16 protein-coding genes are annotated in these 16,527 nt (G+C 43.9%); 13 read left to right on the top strand and 3 right to left on the bottom strand.

What is annotated here, in order from left to right; genetic code table 11:
* Position 1 precedes the first annotated feature (1 nt).
* Positions 2-532 (top strand): DUF3750 domain-containing protein, encoded by a 531-nt coding sequence (locus AX660_RS16365; protein ID WP_068379028.1) that lies wholly within the window; start codon positions 2-4, stop codon positions 530-532.
* Between the two features lie 260 nt (positions 533-792).
* Here AX660_RS16365 and AX660_RS16370 read toward each other — a convergent pair whose 3' ends face one another.
* The gene (locus AX660_RS16370) at positions 793-3,213 is read right to left on the bottom strand and encodes a TonB-dependent receptor domain-containing protein (protein WP_068379031.1); all 2,421 of its coding nucleotides are present in this window, start codon (positions 3,211-3,213) and stop codon (positions 793-795) included.
* Positions 3,214-3,464: 251 nt separating this feature from the next.
* On the opposite strand from AX660_RS16370, the gene AX660_RS16375 reads away from it, so the two are divergent.
* Positions 3,465-4,385, top strand: coding sequence for a DMT family transporter (locus tag AX660_RS16375; protein WP_068379035.1), 921 nt, complete (start codon positions 3,465-3,467; stop codon positions 4,383-4,385).
* Here the strand turns inward: AX660_RS16375 and AX660_RS16380 are convergent.
* Positions 4,382-5,062 carry a Fe2+-dependent dioxygenase gene (locus tag AX660_RS16380; protein ID WP_068379038.1) on the bottom strand — a complete coding sequence of 227 codons (681 nt, stop codon included), beginning with the start codon at positions 5,060-5,062 and terminating at the stop codon, positions 4,382-4,384. The two genes, AX660_RS16375 and AX660_RS16380, sit on opposite strands and share 4 nt — an antisense overlap.
* Before the next feature lie 100 nt (positions 5,063-5,162).
* Positions 5,163-7,349 carry a TonB-dependent receptor gene (locus AX660_RS16385; protein WP_082768964.1) on the bottom strand — a complete coding sequence of 729 codons (2,187 nt, stop codon included), beginning with the start codon at positions 7,347-7,349 and terminating at the stop codon, positions 5,163-5,165.
* Positions 7,350-7,593: 244 nt separating this feature from the next.
* Here AX660_RS16385 and AX660_RS16390 point away from each other — a divergent pair, with 244 nt between their 5' ends.
* From AX660_RS16390 to AX660_RS23335, 11 genes are all read left to right on the top strand, one after another.
* Positions 7,594-8,367 carry a DUF3450 family protein gene (locus AX660_RS16390; protein ID WP_068379041.1) on the top strand — a complete coding sequence of 258 codons (774 nt, stop codon included), beginning with the start codon at positions 7,594-7,596 and terminating at the stop codon, positions 8,365-8,367.
* Positions 8,367-9,719, top strand: coding sequence for a MotA/TolQ/ExbB proton channel family protein (locus tag AX660_RS23505; RefSeq protein ID WP_082768965.1), 1,353 nt, complete (start codon positions 8,367-8,369; stop codon positions 9,717-9,719). The genes AX660_RS16390 and AX660_RS23505 overlap by 1 nt, the downstream gene beginning before the upstream one ends.
* Positions 9,716-10,111, top strand: a complete 396-nt coding sequence (locus AX660_RS16400) for a MotA/TolQ/ExbB proton channel family protein (protein WP_068379043.1) — start codon at positions 9,716-9,718, stop codon at positions 10,109-10,111. Before AX660_RS23505 ends, AX660_RS16400 begins: the two co-directional genes overlap by 4 nt.
* Before the next feature lie 5 nt (positions 10,112-10,116).
* Positions 10,117-10,524, top strand: a complete 408-nt coding sequence (locus AX660_RS16405; protein ID WP_068379053.1) for an ExbD/TolR family protein — start codon at positions 10,117-10,119, stop codon at positions 10,522-10,524.
* The gene (locus tag AX660_RS16410) at positions 10,521-11,165 is read left to right on the top strand and encodes an energy transducer TonB (protein WP_068379055.1); all 645 of its coding nucleotides are present in this window, start codon (positions 10,521-10,523) and stop codon (positions 11,163-11,165) included. The genes AX660_RS16405 and AX660_RS16410 overlap by 4 nt, the downstream gene beginning before the upstream one ends.
* 23 nt (positions 11,166-11,188) lie before the next feature.
* On the top strand, positions 11,189-12,598 hold the full coding sequence (locus AX660_RS16415; protein ID WP_162266427.1) for a tetratricopeptide repeat protein: 1,410 nt from the start codon (positions 11,189-11,191) through the stop codon (positions 12,596-12,598).
* A 59-nt stretch (positions 12,599-12,657) separates the two neighbouring features.
* Entirely contained in the window at positions 12,658-13,269 is a 612-nt protein-coding gene (locus AX660_RS16420) for a PepSY-associated TM helix domain-containing protein (RefSeq protein ID WP_068379061.1), read from the top strand.
* Between the two features lie 25 nt (positions 13,270-13,294).
* On the top strand, positions 13,295-13,834 hold the full coding sequence (locus AX660_RS16425) for a DUF2271 domain-containing protein (protein WP_068379064.1): 540 nt from the start codon (positions 13,295-13,297) through the stop codon (positions 13,832-13,834).
* A 51-nt stretch (positions 13,835-13,885) separates the two neighbouring features.
* A complete protein-coding gene (locus AX660_RS16430; protein ID WP_068379067.1) occupies positions 13,886-14,713 on the top strand; it encodes a DUF4198 domain-containing protein in 828 nt (275 codons plus the stop codon).
* 54 nt (positions 14,714-14,767) lie between these two features.
* Entirely contained in the window at positions 14,768-16,204 is a 1,437-nt protein-coding gene (locus tag AX660_RS16435; protein ID WP_068379070.1) for a sulfite reductase subunit alpha, read from the top strand.
* A gap of 77 nt (positions 16,205-16,281) precedes the next feature.
* A partial coding sequence (locus AX660_RS23335) for a DNA/RNA non-specific endonuclease (protein WP_407669399.1) occupies positions 16,282-16,527 on the top strand: 246 nt, incomplete at its 3' end.

Genomic DNA, 16,527 nt, shown 5'->3' on the forward strand with positions numbered 1-16,527 from the left:
GATGAAGTTTTATGTAGGTATAATTTTAACGGTGACCTTGTTGAGCGCTTGTGCAAACAACAACTGGCGCACGGCCAGTCGTGAACCCGCGGGGATTGCACCTGATCCTGCTATACAACAAGAGGCGGTTATCGAGGTTTATGCCGCCGATGCTTTTAGTTGGCGTGGCTGGTTTGCGGTACATAGTTGGATAGCCGTAAAGGACAAAAATGCAGCGGAATATACCGTCTTTGAAGTAGTTGGTTGGCGGGTTAACCGCGGATTACCTGCCTTACATCAATACCAAACTAACACACCTGATCGTTTTTGGTATGGTGCCAAACCTGAAAAGCTACTTTCAATTCAGGGCGCTAAAGCGGCCGAACTGATCCCTAAAATCACTGATGCGGTTAGTCGTTATCCTTGGGCCAATGAATACACAGTCTTTCCCGGACCTAACAGCAATACCTTTCCGGCTTGGATAGGGTTGCAAGTGCCTGAACTGCAACTCGACTTGCCTTTTAGCGCTATTGGTAGTGGTTATGCTGATTAATATTTAGTTGGCAATATCAAACAACATACATGGATTTTGACGTAAATATCCTTCATCCATGCAACTGCAGGTTTGTTGGCTGTACTTATTCACCTCATTCGCCCCATTCACCTCATTCGCGAGGGCCACCTAGTGAATAAAGCTTATTGAGTTCTCATTCAATTGCCGTTGTTGGGTAATTCCAAAGATTTTGGATATAAAAAATGCCGCTTGTTTCGCTAAGCGGCATTGGATTTTTTACGCTTTTTTAATTTTCTGCATTAAAAAGTGACGTTTACACCAGCCCAAAAATTGCGAGCTTTATCTTTGTTATTGAAGTCATCAATAAAACTGGCGCTGTAACCATTTGTATTATTGCTGTCATAAATACAGCTGGTGGCGGTGTCATTACATGCGGTAAATGCAATGTTGTAGGTCGTAAAATCATGATCAAGCAAGTTGTTGATACGCAAGTTGAAAGTGACAGACTCACTGGCTTTAAATGACGCCCCCATATGGAGCACATGGTAGCCTTCATAATAAAGCGCGGCATCGGTATTGGTATCCCATGAACGATAGCGTTTAGTACGCATTTCTGACGTCAGGAACAAGTTCAATGCATCGGTAGCCGCCCAGTTTAGGCTTAGGTTAGCCATATGCTTAGAGCTATTGCCTAAAGGTTGACCTTTTTCAGCCCCACTTTTTTGTTCGCTGTCGGTATAGGTGTAATTGATGCGAGCAGCAATACTGTCATTAATTTCCCAACGACTGGCAAGTTCTGCACCTTGTATGCTTACCTTATCTATATTCACGGTTTTACTGCTATTTGTGTAGCCTAATTCCGCGTATTCACCGGTGCTGCTGCATTCAACGCCAGTAATGGTACCACAAGGTTGACTGTCAATTTTGTCATCAAATTCATTTTTGAAAATGGTTAGATTAAAATTGTGGCCGTTTTGATGATTCCAGTACGCTGCAATTTCTGACGATACACTGGTTTCGGCTTGAAGCGCTGAGTTACCAAATTGTGGTGAAGTACCTTGCCCACCAAAACCCACTACACCGTCGTATAGCTGAGTGGTTTTTGGTGTTTTATAACCGGTGCTGATACCACCTTTGATTGTCCATTGCTCATTTAATGTATATACACCGTATAAACGTGGACTTAATTGGCTGCCAAATACTTGATGGTCGTCGTGGCGTAAACCAGCAGTAATAGAAAATGAGTCCGAGCTATCCCACGTATCTTCCACAAACACAGACCACATATTGTGTTCTTGTATTTCACCAGGGGTGCCATCTTCCATACCAAAGACACCATCTTCCAACTCACCACGAATTATTTGAATACCGCTGACTAAAATATGCTGGCCAGCTAAGTTAAAAGGCATGTCAAGTTTGGCGTCTAAAGTGTACTGATTGCTGGCCATTACACGCTTTTCTCGTGGCAGAAAAGTCGTTTCAGCTAGTGCTTTGCGATCTTCCAAGCTCATATCCGCATAAACACCTGTAGCATCAAACATAGCTAACAGTAATTCACGTTCGGTAGTGGTGAATGGCAGCGTGCGACCGTGGTTTTGTGTATCAACATAAGACAGTGAAACAAAACTATTACCAAACGCCCAACTACCATCATGGCTTAGCGACCAAGTATCGCGGGTAAATTGCTGTGCTGCGCTATAACCTGCCCGAGGGTTGGTGCGACGTGCCCACTCACCGCCATTAATAATACAGGCATCTTCTCTGGTGCCAACAGCACCTTTACAAAAGTTACCGGCGGCCCAGATGCTATCAATATTATCCACTGTGCCGACGGGGTATTCTTTGTCGCCGTTTTCATTAATAACAGGGGTATTGTCATATTGTTGTATGGAGGTTTCAATATCAAACCAAACACTTTGATTTGGTGAGGGAGTCCAGCTTAGTCGTCCGCCTAATACCTCATTTTTATTGTCAACCGTTTTGCCACCCGCACCAAAACCCAAAGAGCGTTCACGAGCTTCGCCATTAGGATACTCTACTGTCGCGTATTGTGGCATTGAAGACAAACGGTTGTATGCACTGCCACGCAGGGACATGCCTAGGACTCCGGGGATTAATGGTCCCATCACGTTAAATTCGGAGGTTATATCTTCGCCAAAGTTGTCATCAGTTTGTAGCGTGCGACTGTGGCTAACCGAGCCAACCCATTTGTCAGTTACTTTGCGTGTAATAATATTGATAACGCCGCCTAAGGCATCAGCACCATATAGAGTAGATGCTGGGCCACGAATAACTTCTATACGATCAACTGCATCAAGCGGGGGAATATGGCCAAATTGATTGCCACCAAAATTGTTTGGGTAAATATCACCGTGATTATTCTGACGCTTACCATCCACCAGGATCAGTGTGTAGTCCGAGCCCATACCCCGCATGCTGATAGAGCCCTGGCCGGTTTTGTCACGGGTTTCACCAATATCAACTCCCTCTAGATCTCTCACCGCATCCAGTAACGTAGTGTAGGGCCGAGTACTCAATTCTTCGTGAGTAATGACCGATATACTAGCAGGTGCATCGACTAACTTTTGCTCAAAGCCTGATGCTGTTACTACTATGACTTCCATCCTATCTGTTTTGGCTAAAGTGGGTTCTGCATTAGCAGTTGATAAAGTGAACACTGAGGCAATAGTGCAGGCTAGAGTCGTTGGGCGATACAACATTGTTATTCCTTTAAAAGCGTAAACACGCAGGGTGTTAGGTATATTTTTGTAAATAGTGTTACAAATGATAATTATTATCATTGGCTTGGTCAATCGTTATTGTTTCTAAAGGCAATAAATAGTTGTGTTATGCCTCGAAGAGGGGCGTGTTCTAAAATATTTAATTAAGCACAGCTGTTAGAACTGCTGTTTGCAAGTTATAGTCACGCCCCAACCAAGCCCTAGCGTTTTTATTTTGAGAACAGCTTTTTATGCGCAGTACCATTTTATATGTGATGACAGTATTGATCTGGGGTTCAACCTGGTTGGCCATCGAATTTCAGTTGGGCGTAGTAGCGCCTGAAGTCTCACTGGTTTATCGTTTTTCCATCGCCGCATTTTTAATGTGGGGCTATTGTTTGTGGCGTAAACTTCCCCTTAAATTTTCTGCTAAAGATCATCGTTTTTTTGTGGTGCTGGCGGTGTGTAATTTTGGTTTTAATTACCTGTTGTTATATTGGGCGCAGGCGTATTTAACCTCTGCCATGACGTCGATTGCCTTTTCGATGTTGCTCATCATGAACATCATCAACAACCGTTTGTTTTTTGGTAAATCCATTGCACCACGGATGTTTGTTGGGGCCGCTTTGGGTTTGGCTGGTATCGTGGCCTTGTTTTGGCAAGACATCCGTACTTTTGATTTATCCAGTACGGCCATGCTCGGTTTAGGTTTATCTCTTGCCGGTACTATGGTCGCCTCTTTTGGCAATATGACCAGTGTGCGTAACTCAAAAAATAATGTGGGTGTATTGCAAGGTAACGCGTGGGGCATGCTGTATTCGGCGTTTTTTTTAGCTATCTACGTTGTGTTAAATGGAGGCAGTTTTACCTTTGATTTTGCCGCGCCTTATGTCTTGTCGTTGTTGTATTTAAGTGTCTTTGGCACTGTATTGGCTTTTGCCTTTTATTTTATTCTGATTAAAGATATCGGCCCTGAACTCGCCAGTTACACTGTGGTATTGTTTCCGGTGGTGGCGGTGGCTCTAAGTATCTGGTTTGAGGGTTTTGAATTGCAACCAAGTTCCATGTTAGGTTTTATCTTAGTCCTGAGTGGCAATGTGATTGTATTAACGCCTTTTAGAAAGATAAAAGCCTTATTATTGCCTAATAAGGCAGTACAACCGGTCGTTTAAGTTTGTGCCCATTGGCGTAACAAATTATGGTAAACCCCAGTTAGTTGTACAATTTCTGGGCTGTCTTGTACTTTGTTGCGCAGTGACTGAATTGCCATATCCATATCAAATAGTATGCTGCGTTTTTCGTCGCTAGCCACCATGCTTTGTAACCAAAAAAATGAAGCTAAACGCCGACCTTTGGTGACGGGCGTTACTCTGTGTAAGCTGGTTGCTGGGTATAACACCAAATCGCCTGCAGCGAGTTTTACTCGTTGCGTGCCATAGGTATCTTCCATTACTAACTCGCCACCTTCATATTCATCAGGTTCAGAAATAAATAAGGTCATGGATAAGTCGGTACGTATTTTCACAGGTGTGCCCGGCACTTGGCGTATGGCGTTGTCGATGTGAGTGCCAAATGATTGTCCACCTTGATAACAATTAAACAGAGGCGGGAATATTTTGCCGGGTAGGGCGGCTGACATAAACAGATTATTTTGCGCCAAGGCACTTAAAATCATATCGCCTAACTGGCGTCCAATCAGTGAATCGTTGGGTAGTTGCAGGTTGTTTTTAGTTTGTGAACTTTGGTAACCAGCAGTGATGTTACCGTCTGTCCAGTCGGCTTTTTGTAGTTGTTCTTTCGCTTGTTTGACTTGTTCTTTAGTCAGAACTTGAGGGATTTTTAATAACATAGCTGCTACTTTTTTGAGGGCTTAAAAACAATATTGCCTTACACCACAGTGCAAGGCAACATTCGAATACATAAGGCAATATTCAGATCTTAAAACAGGTTTAGAAGCTGTATGTGGCGCCCAGAGTTATTAAGCGGCCAGTTCCTGGAATAAAGTGACCACCACCTAATTGATCAACATAATCTTCATCGGTGATATTGCTGCCGTTAAGATTGATTGAGAGTTTTTCGGTGGCTTGATAAGAAACCATCATATCAAATAAGGTATAGGAATCAGCTGTGCGGCTAGTTGAGGTATTGCCGTTGTTACGTTCACCCACATACTCCAACCCTAAGCCGGCGGCTAATTGATCGTTAAAATCATAACGAGCCCACAAACTGGCAGAGTTTTTAGGTGATCTTGCTAAACTAAGGCCCACGTTATCATCTAAGTCGTTGACTACTTCTGTATCTTGGTAGGTATAGCCAGCGGTTACTGACAACTCATCTGTCACTTGCCCAATAACTGACAACTCTAATCCTGTTACTTTTTGCTCACCATCAAAGTAATAAAGATTTCTGTCATCGGCATCACGATAAGAACCATCGATTTTAGTATTTTGAAAAATAGCCGCTGTAGCGATAGCTCTACCCTTAAATAACTCCCATTTTGAACCTAATTCGATGCTGGTGTTTTTTTCTGGATTGGCATTGTTTTGATTGCCACTCACGCCGCCTGTTAAGTCGCTAGCCAGTGGGGTAAACGACGTGCCAGCACTTACATAAATAGTGCTATTTTGGCTGGGTTTGTAGCTTATATTAGCGTTCCAACTCAACTCTTTGCTATCTGTTGTAATGTAGCTGGCTAAGTCAGCAGAGTCATTGTGATACTCTGTATCAAAGTCATCCCAACGTAAACCTAAACCCACTATCCATTGACTGTTTAGTTCAATGTTATCAACCACATAAACCGCCTTACCAGTGCCATCAGCAAAAGTTCGAGAACCATCACGGCCATATTGTCCAGTAAATTCAAGATAAGGATTGGGATCAAACAGATCATTTAATACTGGAGTGTCATTAAGGTTATCCGCTACCAATGCAACATAGCCCCAACGCTCGAATTTTTCTTTAGCGAATTCGGTCCCTGCAACCACATTGTGCGTCATACCAGAGATCACATATGTACCCTGTAAATCGACTTGCACAATATTAATACTGTTGCTGGTATCACGAGTTTTTTCATCACTCATACGTACATCGGTAGAGTCAGATACGCTAATAAAACGTGGTGCAGTTACTACATTTACCCGATCAACCGAGGCCGTTCTGGCTTTGGCAATTAATTTAGTGGATGCACTTAATTGGTTTTCATATTTAAGGGTGAATGACTTGGCATCAATGTCTTCAAAGTCACGATATAAGTTACCGTAAAAATTATCAAAATTAACCGGTGGAGTAGAGTTTGCATAAGCGGCTAAAGGGCCTTCGCTGACATCACTAACCCAAGGGATGCCGTAATCTGGTACGTTATCTTGGTTGAGTACGTCGGCATTGAGACTTAAGTTTGAATCAGCGGTTAACTGAGTCATTAATGAAGCGGCAATAGCCTGACTTTCATTGCTAACATTATTACGACCCGCAACATCGCCATCTTCTGCGAGTAAATTAATCCGTAAAGCGGTTTGCTCTCCTAGTTTAGTATTAAAGTCCACCGTGGCACGATAATCACTTTCGGTACCGATACGCGCAGTAACATCGGCAAATTCTTCTAATTTAGCGGTTTTAGTTTGCATATTAATGCTGCCGCCAGCACTACCACGGCCATTGGTGGTTGAACCTGGACCTTTGCTTACTTCTATTGATTCCGTGTTGTAGGTATCACGGCTGTAACCGGCTAAGTCACGAATACCGTCGATAAAAATATCATTGCTGGCATCAAAACCACGGATACTCATGCTATCACCTGGAGGGGCTCCCCCTTCACCAGCCGCCATTGATATGCCCGGCACGTTGCGCAGTGCATCACGTAAATTATCCACATTACGATCTTTCATCACTGATTGAGAAATAACCGTAATGGTTTTGGCGGTATCTAATAAAGGCAGGGGATATTTGTCAGATGTAGATTGGTCGACTTTATAGCTATCTTCAGTTTGTGCTGTGGCTTGTGACACGGCTAACTCTTTCACTTCCTGTGCATGACTCAGGCCTATTGGCAAAATGGCGCTTAACGCTAACGCGATTGCGCTGCGGGTAAATTTCCTATTGCCGCTATTTATATAAAAACTGCCAATGTTTACTTCCATTATTCTGTGTCTCCAAGTTGGTTGATATAAGTATCAAATTAAAAGGTGTGTGCTCTTTAGGTTGAATCTACTATATTTTTTATCAAATCTAAATGCAAGTAATTATCATTTGCAAATGTGTTTACTTGATTTTATGTTTCTGGCATTATTTAGTCATTGTGAAAATACATCTTTAATTTGATAGCTAGTGACAGCCTTGTCATCGCGATAAGTGCTTTGGGGTTTAGTGTGATGTGGATAAAAAATGAGTAATAAATCAGTTCGATTATTGGTATTAGCTTTAGCGCTAAGTTGTGCTTTGTTACATGGCGGGATGAATGCCCAAGAGGTAGCTCGAGCCGATCATATGGTTGAACAATGGTTGTCGCTAGAACGTCAAAACAGCAGCTTAGAGTCTGATTGGCAAACACAGAAACCCTTGTTAGCACAACGACTCAGTTTGCTAGAAATCGAAAAAAAGCAGTTAGAGGCCATGCTTAATGAAAAATCCACTGATTCCAGTGAAGTAGAGCAAAAACGCCTAACACTTATTCAAGAGCAATCTGAGCTAGAGGTCAATCAAGACAAACTTACTCAAGGTGTCAATCTATTGCTCGGGCAATTAAGTGGACTACAGCCTTTATTGCCCAACCCTTTGTTACAAAGCTGGCAGCAAGAAAACGCTAATTTAACTGAGTCGTCACTCATATCAGAGCAGTTGCAGGTGGCTTTAGCCCAGTTGAATAAACTGGCTGAGTTCGATCAACGTATTAGTGTTGTGCAGCAAACTCTGTTTAATCCCCAAGGCGATCAAGTTGTAGTCAAACAATTTTACTTGGGCGCAGGTTTAGCCTGGTTTGTGAGTTTGGATGGCACTTATGCTGGCTCAGGGCAAGTCACAGAGTCCGGCTGGGAGTGGACCTTTGATGACAAGATGGATAGTAGCGAAATTAGCCGTGCCATCGCCATTTTTGAAAAACAAGCCGAGGCTGATTTTGTCCAGCTTCCGCTTAAACTCAGCTCGGCAGGGAGTCGTTAATGTCGGTCTCGCCTAAGTATTTAAACGCTATGTATTACGGGCTAATACTCATAGTCAGTATTAGTAGTCAAAGTGTGATGGCTAACGACAAGTTAGATAGCGCCTTATTAAAAAACATCACTCAAGCTGAACAACAGTTAAGTACCACAGAAAAACGCATTAGTGCGGAAAAAAGCCAACTTGCTAAGCAGTTAAATAACCTAGAACAACAGGTTCAAGCCTTACAGCAAAAAACCGCTGCGGCCAGACGTTTAAGTGATGAAAAAACCTTGAGCCTTAGTCAGTTAGAAAGCCGGATTAAAGAGTGGCGCGAACAACAAGCCTATCAGCAAAATCTAGTGAATCGTTTTTTGAATCAACAACAACTGGCAACGCAGGTAAGTCTTGTGCCAGTAGAGCAAAAATTTGCCTTGATAACTGATTTTGCCAAAAGTTTTCAAGCCAAACTCAAGCCTGATTGGCAACAACGGGATGTGGTGATGGCAAGTGGTAAAGTTGAGTCTTTAGCGACTTTATCAGTAGGACCTTTGCACTGGTATTGGTTAGCCAACGAACAACAAGCAGGTATTGCTAGTTTTCAGAAAGGTGATAAAGAGCAGAATGGCCAGTTGCAGTCAGAATTATTGCTCAGTTCCTCGGCCAGCAGTGGTTTAGCAGATATCAAACAACAAGCTCAGGGTAACTTGACTTTTGATCCCACCATGAACCGTGCGATGGCACGTCAGCAACATAACGAATCTGCCTGGCAGCACGTGGTTAAAGGTGGCGTTTGGGTTTTGCCTATTCTGCTGTTTGCGTTGTTGGCAATCATTATTGCCTTGTATAAATCTTGGCAGTTAATGCGTTTACCCAAGTTGGTACGTTTTACTCCAAGCCATGTACAGCGTTTGATACAGGATAAAGATGTTGCTAGCTTAAATGTCGTAAAAGGCCCACAACAAGCCTTGTTAAAAACGGCCATGGAAGCAGGCAATGACAAACTGCGTGACGATCAGTTGTTTATTCAATTACAACAAAACAAATATTGGTTAGAGCGCTGGTTGATGGTTATTGGTATTACCGCCTCAGTCGCACCTTTATTAGGTTTGTTAGGCACAGTAAGCGGCATGATCGAAACCTTTAAGATGATGACCTTGTTTGGCAGTGGTGATCCCGAAGTGGTATCGGGTGGGATTGCACAGGCCTTGATCACCACTGAATTGGGTTTAGTGGTGGCTATTCCTGCATTGGTGCTTAGTGCCATTTTGTCGAAACGCGCAAAAAGCTATTATTTTGAGCTCGAAAACTTTGCGATTTTGCTTAGCCAACCCCAAGACTTGCATAACAACGAAACACCAAAGGTTGCAGCATGATTACACAATTAGTTAATAGCTGGGTTTGTTGGGCGATTTTGTTGCTGGCAATTTTTTGTTATCAGCAACTTTGGCAGCAGTATTTACTGGCAGCCTCGAGACAAGGAACTTCGCAGCAAACTGAACAACAAGCTGATGCTAGCCGCCAATTTACTGGGGTGCTTATTGGTGCCTTACCTTTACTGGGGCTGCTTGGCACTATCATTGGTTTACTCGAGTGTTTTGTTGGCCTTGCCCGTGAAGGAGCGAGCGGAGCCGTCCTTTCCGGTGGTATATCCGATGCCTTACTCACCACCCAATTAGGTTTGGTGTGTGCGCTGCCCGCGTGGATTTTACAGGCGGCGACACGAGCTAAAATGACACGTCAGCAAACTCTGATGTTAGCGAGGTAAGGCATATGCAATCTCGTCTGCAACAACGTCTCGAACAGCAACCCGAACAAGGCATTGATATGTCGCCTTTGCTGGACGTGGTGTTTATTCTATTGATCTTTTTTATCGTGACCACGGTGTTTGTGCGCGAAACTGGCGTAGAGGTGGATAAACCTCAAGCTATTTCTGCGGCGCAACTGGAAAAAACCGTGATCCTGCTGGCCATCACTGATGCCGGTGAGGTTTTTTATGATGGCAGTCAGATTGGCGTGGTGGGGGTGCGCGGTATATTAGAACAATTGCAACGTAGTGATCCCCGTCCTGTGGTGATCCAAGCCGATAAAAATGTGCCAACTCAACTGTTACTTGAAGTAATTGACGAAGCCAAACTAGCTGGCTCAACCACAGTTAATCTGGCAGCGCTTAAACAATGAATATGCTAACTCAATGGTTAAAACAACGTTGGTTATCTTTGTTATTAAGTAGCTCGATGTTGCTGATGGCCTTAGTTATTTTGGGGTTAAGCCATTGGTTAAAAACGCAGACTTCACCGACCTTGTTAGTCCGAGAAGTCTCCACCCTTAGTTTGCCACCACCACCGCCGCCTCCCGTGCCGCGTCAGCAGCAAAGTGCAGATAACGCTGCAGTAAGTTTACAAGTTGAGGGGCAGGGCGCTGTATTGCAAAAAATCGAGATTGATATGCCACCTTTGGATTTATACAAACCTCAGGAGATGTTGATCGATCCCATGACGACCCAGTGGCAATCTTTGGAAGTGAACTGGGATGCTTTTGAGCTGGATGCTCTGGATAGTTTGCCCACTTTATTAACACCTTTACGGGTGACTTTGCCTAAAAGCCTGAGTCGCCAAGGCATTGATACAGCGCTAATTAAGTTAGATGTGATGATCGATGAAGGCGGGCAAGTGACGTTAATCGAGATTGCCAGTAATCCTTATCCCGAATTAGCCGGCGAAATTCAAAAATTGGTGCGCACTAGCCGTTTTAGTCCACCCCAAAAAGATCATGAGCCAGCACGTGCGCGTTTTATCTGGCCAATAGAAATTAAATCCTAGGTACCCTGTCATTCATGAGAAATATGAAATCTTCGATTAAACAGTTAAGGGCAGCTATTTTATGTTGTTTAAGTCTGCTGCTGAGTCTTACTTTTAGCTCACACATTCAAGCCGCCTTGCAGGTCAAGTTGGCCGAACCCAATTGGCAGTTTTTACTTAATAGCCAGCCAGTTAGCCCAACTTCTGCTCAACTTGATGCGAGTGAACGAAGCTTTGCTCAGCAAATTCAGCCTTTACTGAATGCACAAAATTATGAGCAAGTGGCTAAAGCTTTTAGCAGCAGAGAACTTGCCCAAGACAGTGCCGCTTTGCAGCAATTACGTGGCCAAGTGATGTTAAGTTTAAAACGTTATGACGATGCGGAATTAGCACTTAAGGCTGCGTTGCTTAAACTGCCAGACCTAGCCTTAGCCCATCGTAGTTTGAGCATGTTGTACATGCTAAAAAAAGACTACCAACAAGCCAGAACTCATCTTACGCGCAGTATCGAATTAGGCGTGGCCGATGCGCAGTTATATGGTCAACTAGCCTTTATCAATTTAAACAGTCAGCACGCCGCCAGTGCCATCGCTGGTTATCAACAAGCCTTGTATTTAGATCCCGATAACAGCCAGTGGCAGCAAGGTTTGTTGTATGCTTGGCTCAACAGTCATAACTTTGCCGCTGCTCAGCGTTTGGTTGAGGATATGTTAGAACAGGGTAAACACGCTAAGCCAAGTGAGTTATGGTTATTGCGTAGCCAAATTGCCATGCAACAGCAGCAACCCCAAGTGGCTTTAAGTAGCTTAGAAATGGCCTTGCAACTGGCACCGCAAGATAACGAAAATACCTTATTGGCGGCTAAATTACATGTGCAACATGGCAGCGTAGCCCGCGCCGTGGAATTATTAGCTGGCAGTTTATCTTCAGTAAACGAGTCGAACCAAGTCGACGTATTAGCTGCACTAGAGCAAATTTTACCTTGGTTATTGAGCCAAGCTTCATCAGATAAAAGTCAGGAAAAATATGCCGCCAGCTTGCTCGACGCAACCCGTGTTTTAAACCTTAAGGGCCGCGAACAAGCCAAACTTAATTTGTTTCGTGGTCAGTTAGCTTTACAACAAAATCATACTGACAAGGCTAAACGTTATCTGACTGAGGCCATTGAACAAGAACCCTTATTAGGTGATGCCTTGTTAGCCTTAGCTAAGGTCTACCAAAAACAAAATTTAAGCCAACAAGCTGAGCTGTATTTTGTGCGCGCCACAGCCATCCCCAAGGTGAAATTGCAGGCCTTGTTAGCCAATGCGCAGTTACAGATTGAACAAAATAACTATGCACAAGCGCTGGAATTATTACAACAAGCCGCGCGAGTAGAGCCCAATCGCCGAGATATTCAGCAAAACGTGCGTGAACTGCAAAAAATTGTAAGGCAGGATCAATATGCTTCTTAGTGCTAATGCTCGCTACACTGTGGTGATTTTTTATGGAGAGTTTATGCAGAGAACGGTAGATGAAAAGTAAAAACTGGACATTCTCCTTAGGTTCGATCCGTCAATGGCACTGGATAAGCTCAGCACTGTGTTTAGCTGGCATGCTGTTGTTTGCTGTAACAGGGATCACTCTCAATCATGCTGCTGATATTCCGGCAAATATTCAAATTACTACGGTTGAAGCCACCGTTCCGCAAACATTATTAGCTAAGTTAGCTGCAGGCCAAAAGGAGGCTATGCCCCTCAGGTTACTCAAGTGGCTGGCTGATGAACATCAACTTTATATCAGCTCAGAGAGTAAAACAGAGTGGAGTGACGATGAGTTATATGTGTCTTTGCCACGCCCAGGAGGAGATGCGTGGTTAAGCCTCGATTTAGCCAGTGGAGAATTGACCTATGAAAAAACCGAACGTGGTGTGGTGTCCTATTTAAACGACTTACATAAAGGGCGCAATACCGGCAAGGCATGGTTTTGGTTTATCGATTTATTTGCTGTGGCATGTGTGGTGTTTTGTGTGACAGGTTTGGTCTTGCTTTACCGTTATGCCGGACCGCGGCCAAGTACCTGGCCAGTGGTGGGTTTAGGTTTTGTTATTCCATTGATATTAATTATTTTATTTGTGCATCCGTAAATTTTACAAAAAGTAAGAGAGAAAAATGAAAAAAACTTTATCTACATTATTGGGAGCATCTGCCTTATTAGTGGCGCCCGTTTTAGCACTTACAAGTTTTAGCTCCAATGGGGCTTCTTTTGAGGTGCAAGTCGAGCTACCCACCATGGATGTAGCTGAATACCATGCGCCATATGTCGCCATGTGGTTGCAAAGCAGTGATAAAACCGTCACTAATTTAGCTTTATGGTACGACAAAGACATGCGCAACGACGAAGGCCAACAATGGCTTAAAGACATTCGCCAATGGTGGCGTCGCAGTGGTCGTAGTTTAAGTCTGCCAGCCGATGGTATTACTGGCGCTACGCGCAAAGCGGGCAGCCATAAAATAGATTTTGCCCCATTAAAAGCGGAGTTAGCCAAGCTACCTGCGGGGGATTATGAATTTTTTATTGAAGTGGTACGCGAAGTGGGGGGCCGTGAAATCATCAGTATTCCCTTTAGCCTACCTGTGACGAGTACCCAGAATTTTAATGAAAAAGGTAGTAGTGAATTAGCTCAAGTTAGCCTGACCGTTACGCCATAAGTTTGATTGTTTGCCTTATTTTTTAATTATTATATTTAAGAGAGGATCTCCATGAAATTAAGATTATCGACCCTGATTTTATCCACTGTGTTAGTAACGGCACCTCTGGTGTCACATGCTCACCGCGCTTGGATTATGCCCGGCGCCACCGTATTGTCAGCAGAAAAACCTTGGGTTACTTTTGATGCTGCGATATCTAATGATATTTTTCATGCGGATCACGCTGCTTTTCGTTTAGAAGGTCTGAGTGTTCAGGCACCCGATGGAGCTCAAGTCGATTTGCAAAACGCTAGTGTGGGTAAATATCGTAGTACCTTTGACTTAGAATTAGACGCGCAAGGTACCTACAAAGTCTATACCGCCAGTAGCGGCCTTCGTGCCCGTTGGGTAGATAGCGAGGGTAAACGCCAATCTTGGCCAGCGCGTGGACAAAACGCTGATAGCAGTGAATTTACCACTAGCGTGCCGCAGGATGCCAAAGATTTAAATGTAAGTTATTCGTCTAGACGGATTGAGACGTTTGTCACCGCAGGAACACCAAGCACCGAAGTGTTTAAAGCAACAAATGAAGGTTTAGAATTAGTCCCCGTGACTCATCCTAATGATTTGTATGCCGGTGAAACGGCGCAATTTACCTTATTAATTGATGGACAACCTGCAGTGGGAGCTGAAGTAATAGTATTGGCCGGTGGTATGCGCTATCGCAACGCACAGGATGAAATCACTGCCGTTAGTGATAAAGCCGGTAAATTTTCGATTACTTGGCCAGCTGCGGGTATGTATTGGTTAAATACCTCGTATTCAGATAGTAAAGCCAAAGCTCCTGCCACAGAAAGACAAGGCAGCTATACCGCGACCTTTGAAGTATTGCCTCAGTAGTTACAAGTTAATTCAACTGTTGATTTTAGCCATTGATTAAAGATTATTAACCCTATGTCAGATCTTGAACGTTTTTGCCTTATTGCCTTAGTACTGTTGAGTTATGGTTTACTCTGTACTTATTGTATTTGGCGCAATCGTTCGAGTTTGCAGGCGCTGGGTGTTAAAGGCAAAGTATCACTTACTGATATCGCCGCAAAACCGTCTTTTTTAGTGGCTTATGCCAGTCAAACTGGCACCGCCGCCGCCTTGGCACAGCGCAGTGGCGCTTTATTTGATGGGCAACTGGATTATCAGATCCTGCCGCTAAATAAAGTTGATAATGAGGTGCTCAGTTACACCACCCACGCCCTGTTTGTAGTTAGTACCTACGGCGAAGGGGAGCCACCTGACAATGGAATGGCCTTTGCCGCTCGTTATTTGCAGGGCAGCACTGGGATCGATTTGTCACATTTGCAATTTTCTGTCTTGGCCTTAGGTGACAAACTTTACCAACAGTTTTGTGCTTTTGGGCATAACTTGCATCAAGGTATGAGTCAGCTAGGTGCCATCCCTTTGTTTGAGCCCCTTGAAGCCTGTGCTTCAGCAGGTTTTGATAGCGAGGGCCTCATTCAAGAATGGGCGCAACATTGGCGACAAGGTGTAAAATCACCCCAGTCAACGGTGCCTGTTTCAACACTTATTTCTAAGCCGCTAGAACAAAAAATTGCCAAAGAGGAATTTTCCAACTGGCGACTCGTGAGTCGCAGCCACCTTAATCCAGGTAGCCCAGGGGCGCCGGTATTTCATGTGTGTTTAGCACAAACGACGGCGCAACCATTAACGTGGCAAGCCGGTGATTTGATTGAAGTGGCATTTGAGTCATCTTTTTATCAAGAATTAAACACTGCAGTTAAACGTAAATACAGTATTGCGTCCATGCCACAAGATGGGGTGGTGGAGCTTATTGTACGCCAGCATATTAACGATGATGGCAGTTTTGGCATTGGATCGGGTTGTCTAACCGCCAAAGCGCCACTTAATACTGAACTTAGCTTACGGCTTTGCGACAACCCCTTGTTTCATGGTATTGAGCCAGAGCGGCCGATGATATTGATAGGCAGTGGTACAGGTTTGGCTGGTTTACGTGCCCATATTAAACAACGTGAACAGCAAGGTGCTCGGGCTAATTGGTTACTCTTTGGTGAGCGTAGTCCAGAGCATGACAGCTTATTCAATAATGAAATAAATACTTGGCAGCAATCTGGCGTGTTGAGCCGTGTTGATCTAGCATTTTCCCGCGACCCTGACAGCCCCGCCTATGTACAAGATCTATTGTTTAAATATGCTGCAGAATTACGCGGTTGGATAGATGATGGCGCTGCTATTTTTGTTTGTGGTAATCGTTTGGGCATGGCACACGGGGTTGATCAAGCCTTACAACAAATATTAGATGCCGATAGTTATCAAGGACTCTTAAGCTTTGCACATTACCGCCGCGACATTTATTGATCTCTTATGTGATTAAGCCTATTTTTTAACCAGTCAGTATGCACTGGCCTAAGGTTAAAATTGTAGGAGCACATCGGATGTTAGATCCCACCTTACTTAAAGCTGAATTACGTTACGGTTGCCCAGCCGCTGACCAACTGCTGATCAATCGTTTTTTTTCGGTAGGTTATTCGTATTATTTTCGCCAGGCCAAGTGGGCGTTGGAGCTGGTTGATCCAGACAAAAAACAACTAGAAACGGTGCAGCGTTTAGATAACTTCAGACCTGACTACCGAGTACCTAAGCGCTTTCGAGCCGATCTGAGTGATTATCATGCTAGCGGT

It is taken from the genome of Paraglaciecola hydrolytica (genome assembly GCF_001565895.1).
Classification (GTDB): Bacteria; Pseudomonadota; Gammaproteobacteria; order Enterobacterales; family Alteromonadaceae; genus Paraglaciecola; species Paraglaciecola hydrolytica.

What these genes read in the sequence shown, in the direction of transcription:
- AX660_RS16365 (WP_068379028.1), top strand. Translation starts at nt 2, where the DNA reads ATGAAGTTTTATGTAGGTATAATTTTAACGGTGACCTTGTTGAGCGCT.
- AX660_RS16370 (WP_068379031.1), bottom strand. Translation starts at nt 3,213, where the DNA reads ATGTTGTATCGCCCAACGACTCTAGCCTGCACTATTGCCTCAGTGTTC.
- AX660_RS16375 (WP_068379035.1), top strand. Translation starts at nt 3,465, where the DNA reads ATGCGCAGTACCATTTTATATGTGATGACAGTATTGATCTGGGGTTCA.
- AX660_RS16380 (WP_068379038.1), bottom strand. Translation starts at nt 5,062, where the DNA reads ATGTTATTAAAAATCCCTCAAGTTCTGACTAAAGAACAAGTCAAACAA.
- AX660_RS16385 (WP_082768964.1), bottom strand. Translation starts at nt 7,349, where the DNA reads ATGGAAGTAAACATTGGCAGTTTTTATATAAATAGCGGCAATAGGAAA.
- AX660_RS16390 (WP_068379041.1), top strand. Translation starts at nt 7,594, where the DNA reads ATGAGTAATAAATCAGTTCGATTATTGGTATTAGCTTTAGCGCTAAGT.
- AX660_RS23505 (WP_082768965.1), top strand. Translation starts at nt 8,367, where the DNA reads ATGTCGGTCTCGCCTAAGTATTTAAACGCTATGTATTACGGGCTAATA.
- AX660_RS16400 (WP_068379043.1), top strand. Translation starts at nt 9,716, where the DNA reads ATGATTACACAATTAGTTAATAGCTGGGTTTGTTGGGCGATTTTGTTG.
- AX660_RS16405 (WP_068379053.1), top strand. Translation starts at nt 10,117, where the DNA reads ATGCAATCTCGTCTGCAACAACGTCTCGAACAGCAACCCGAACAAGGC.
- AX660_RS16410 (WP_068379055.1), top strand. Translation starts at nt 10,521, where the DNA reads ATGAATATGCTAACTCAATGGTTAAAACAACGTTGGTTATCTTTGTTA.
- AX660_RS16415 (WP_162266427.1), top strand. Translation starts at nt 11,189, where the DNA reads ATGAAATCTTCGATTAAACAGTTAAGGGCAGCTATTTTATGTTGTTTA.
- AX660_RS16420 (WP_068379061.1), top strand. Translation starts at nt 12,658, where the DNA reads ATGAAAAGTAAAAACTGGACATTCTCCTTAGGTTCGATCCGTCAATGG.
- AX660_RS16425 (WP_068379064.1), top strand. Translation starts at nt 13,295, where the DNA reads ATGAAAAAAACTTTATCTACATTATTGGGAGCATCTGCCTTATTAGTG.
- AX660_RS16430 (WP_068379067.1), top strand. Translation starts at nt 13,886, where the DNA reads ATGAAATTAAGATTATCGACCCTGATTTTATCCACTGTGTTAGTAACG.
- AX660_RS16435 (WP_068379070.1), top strand. Translation starts at nt 14,768, where the DNA reads ATGTCAGATCTTGAACGTTTTTGCCTTATTGCCTTAGTACTGTTGAGT.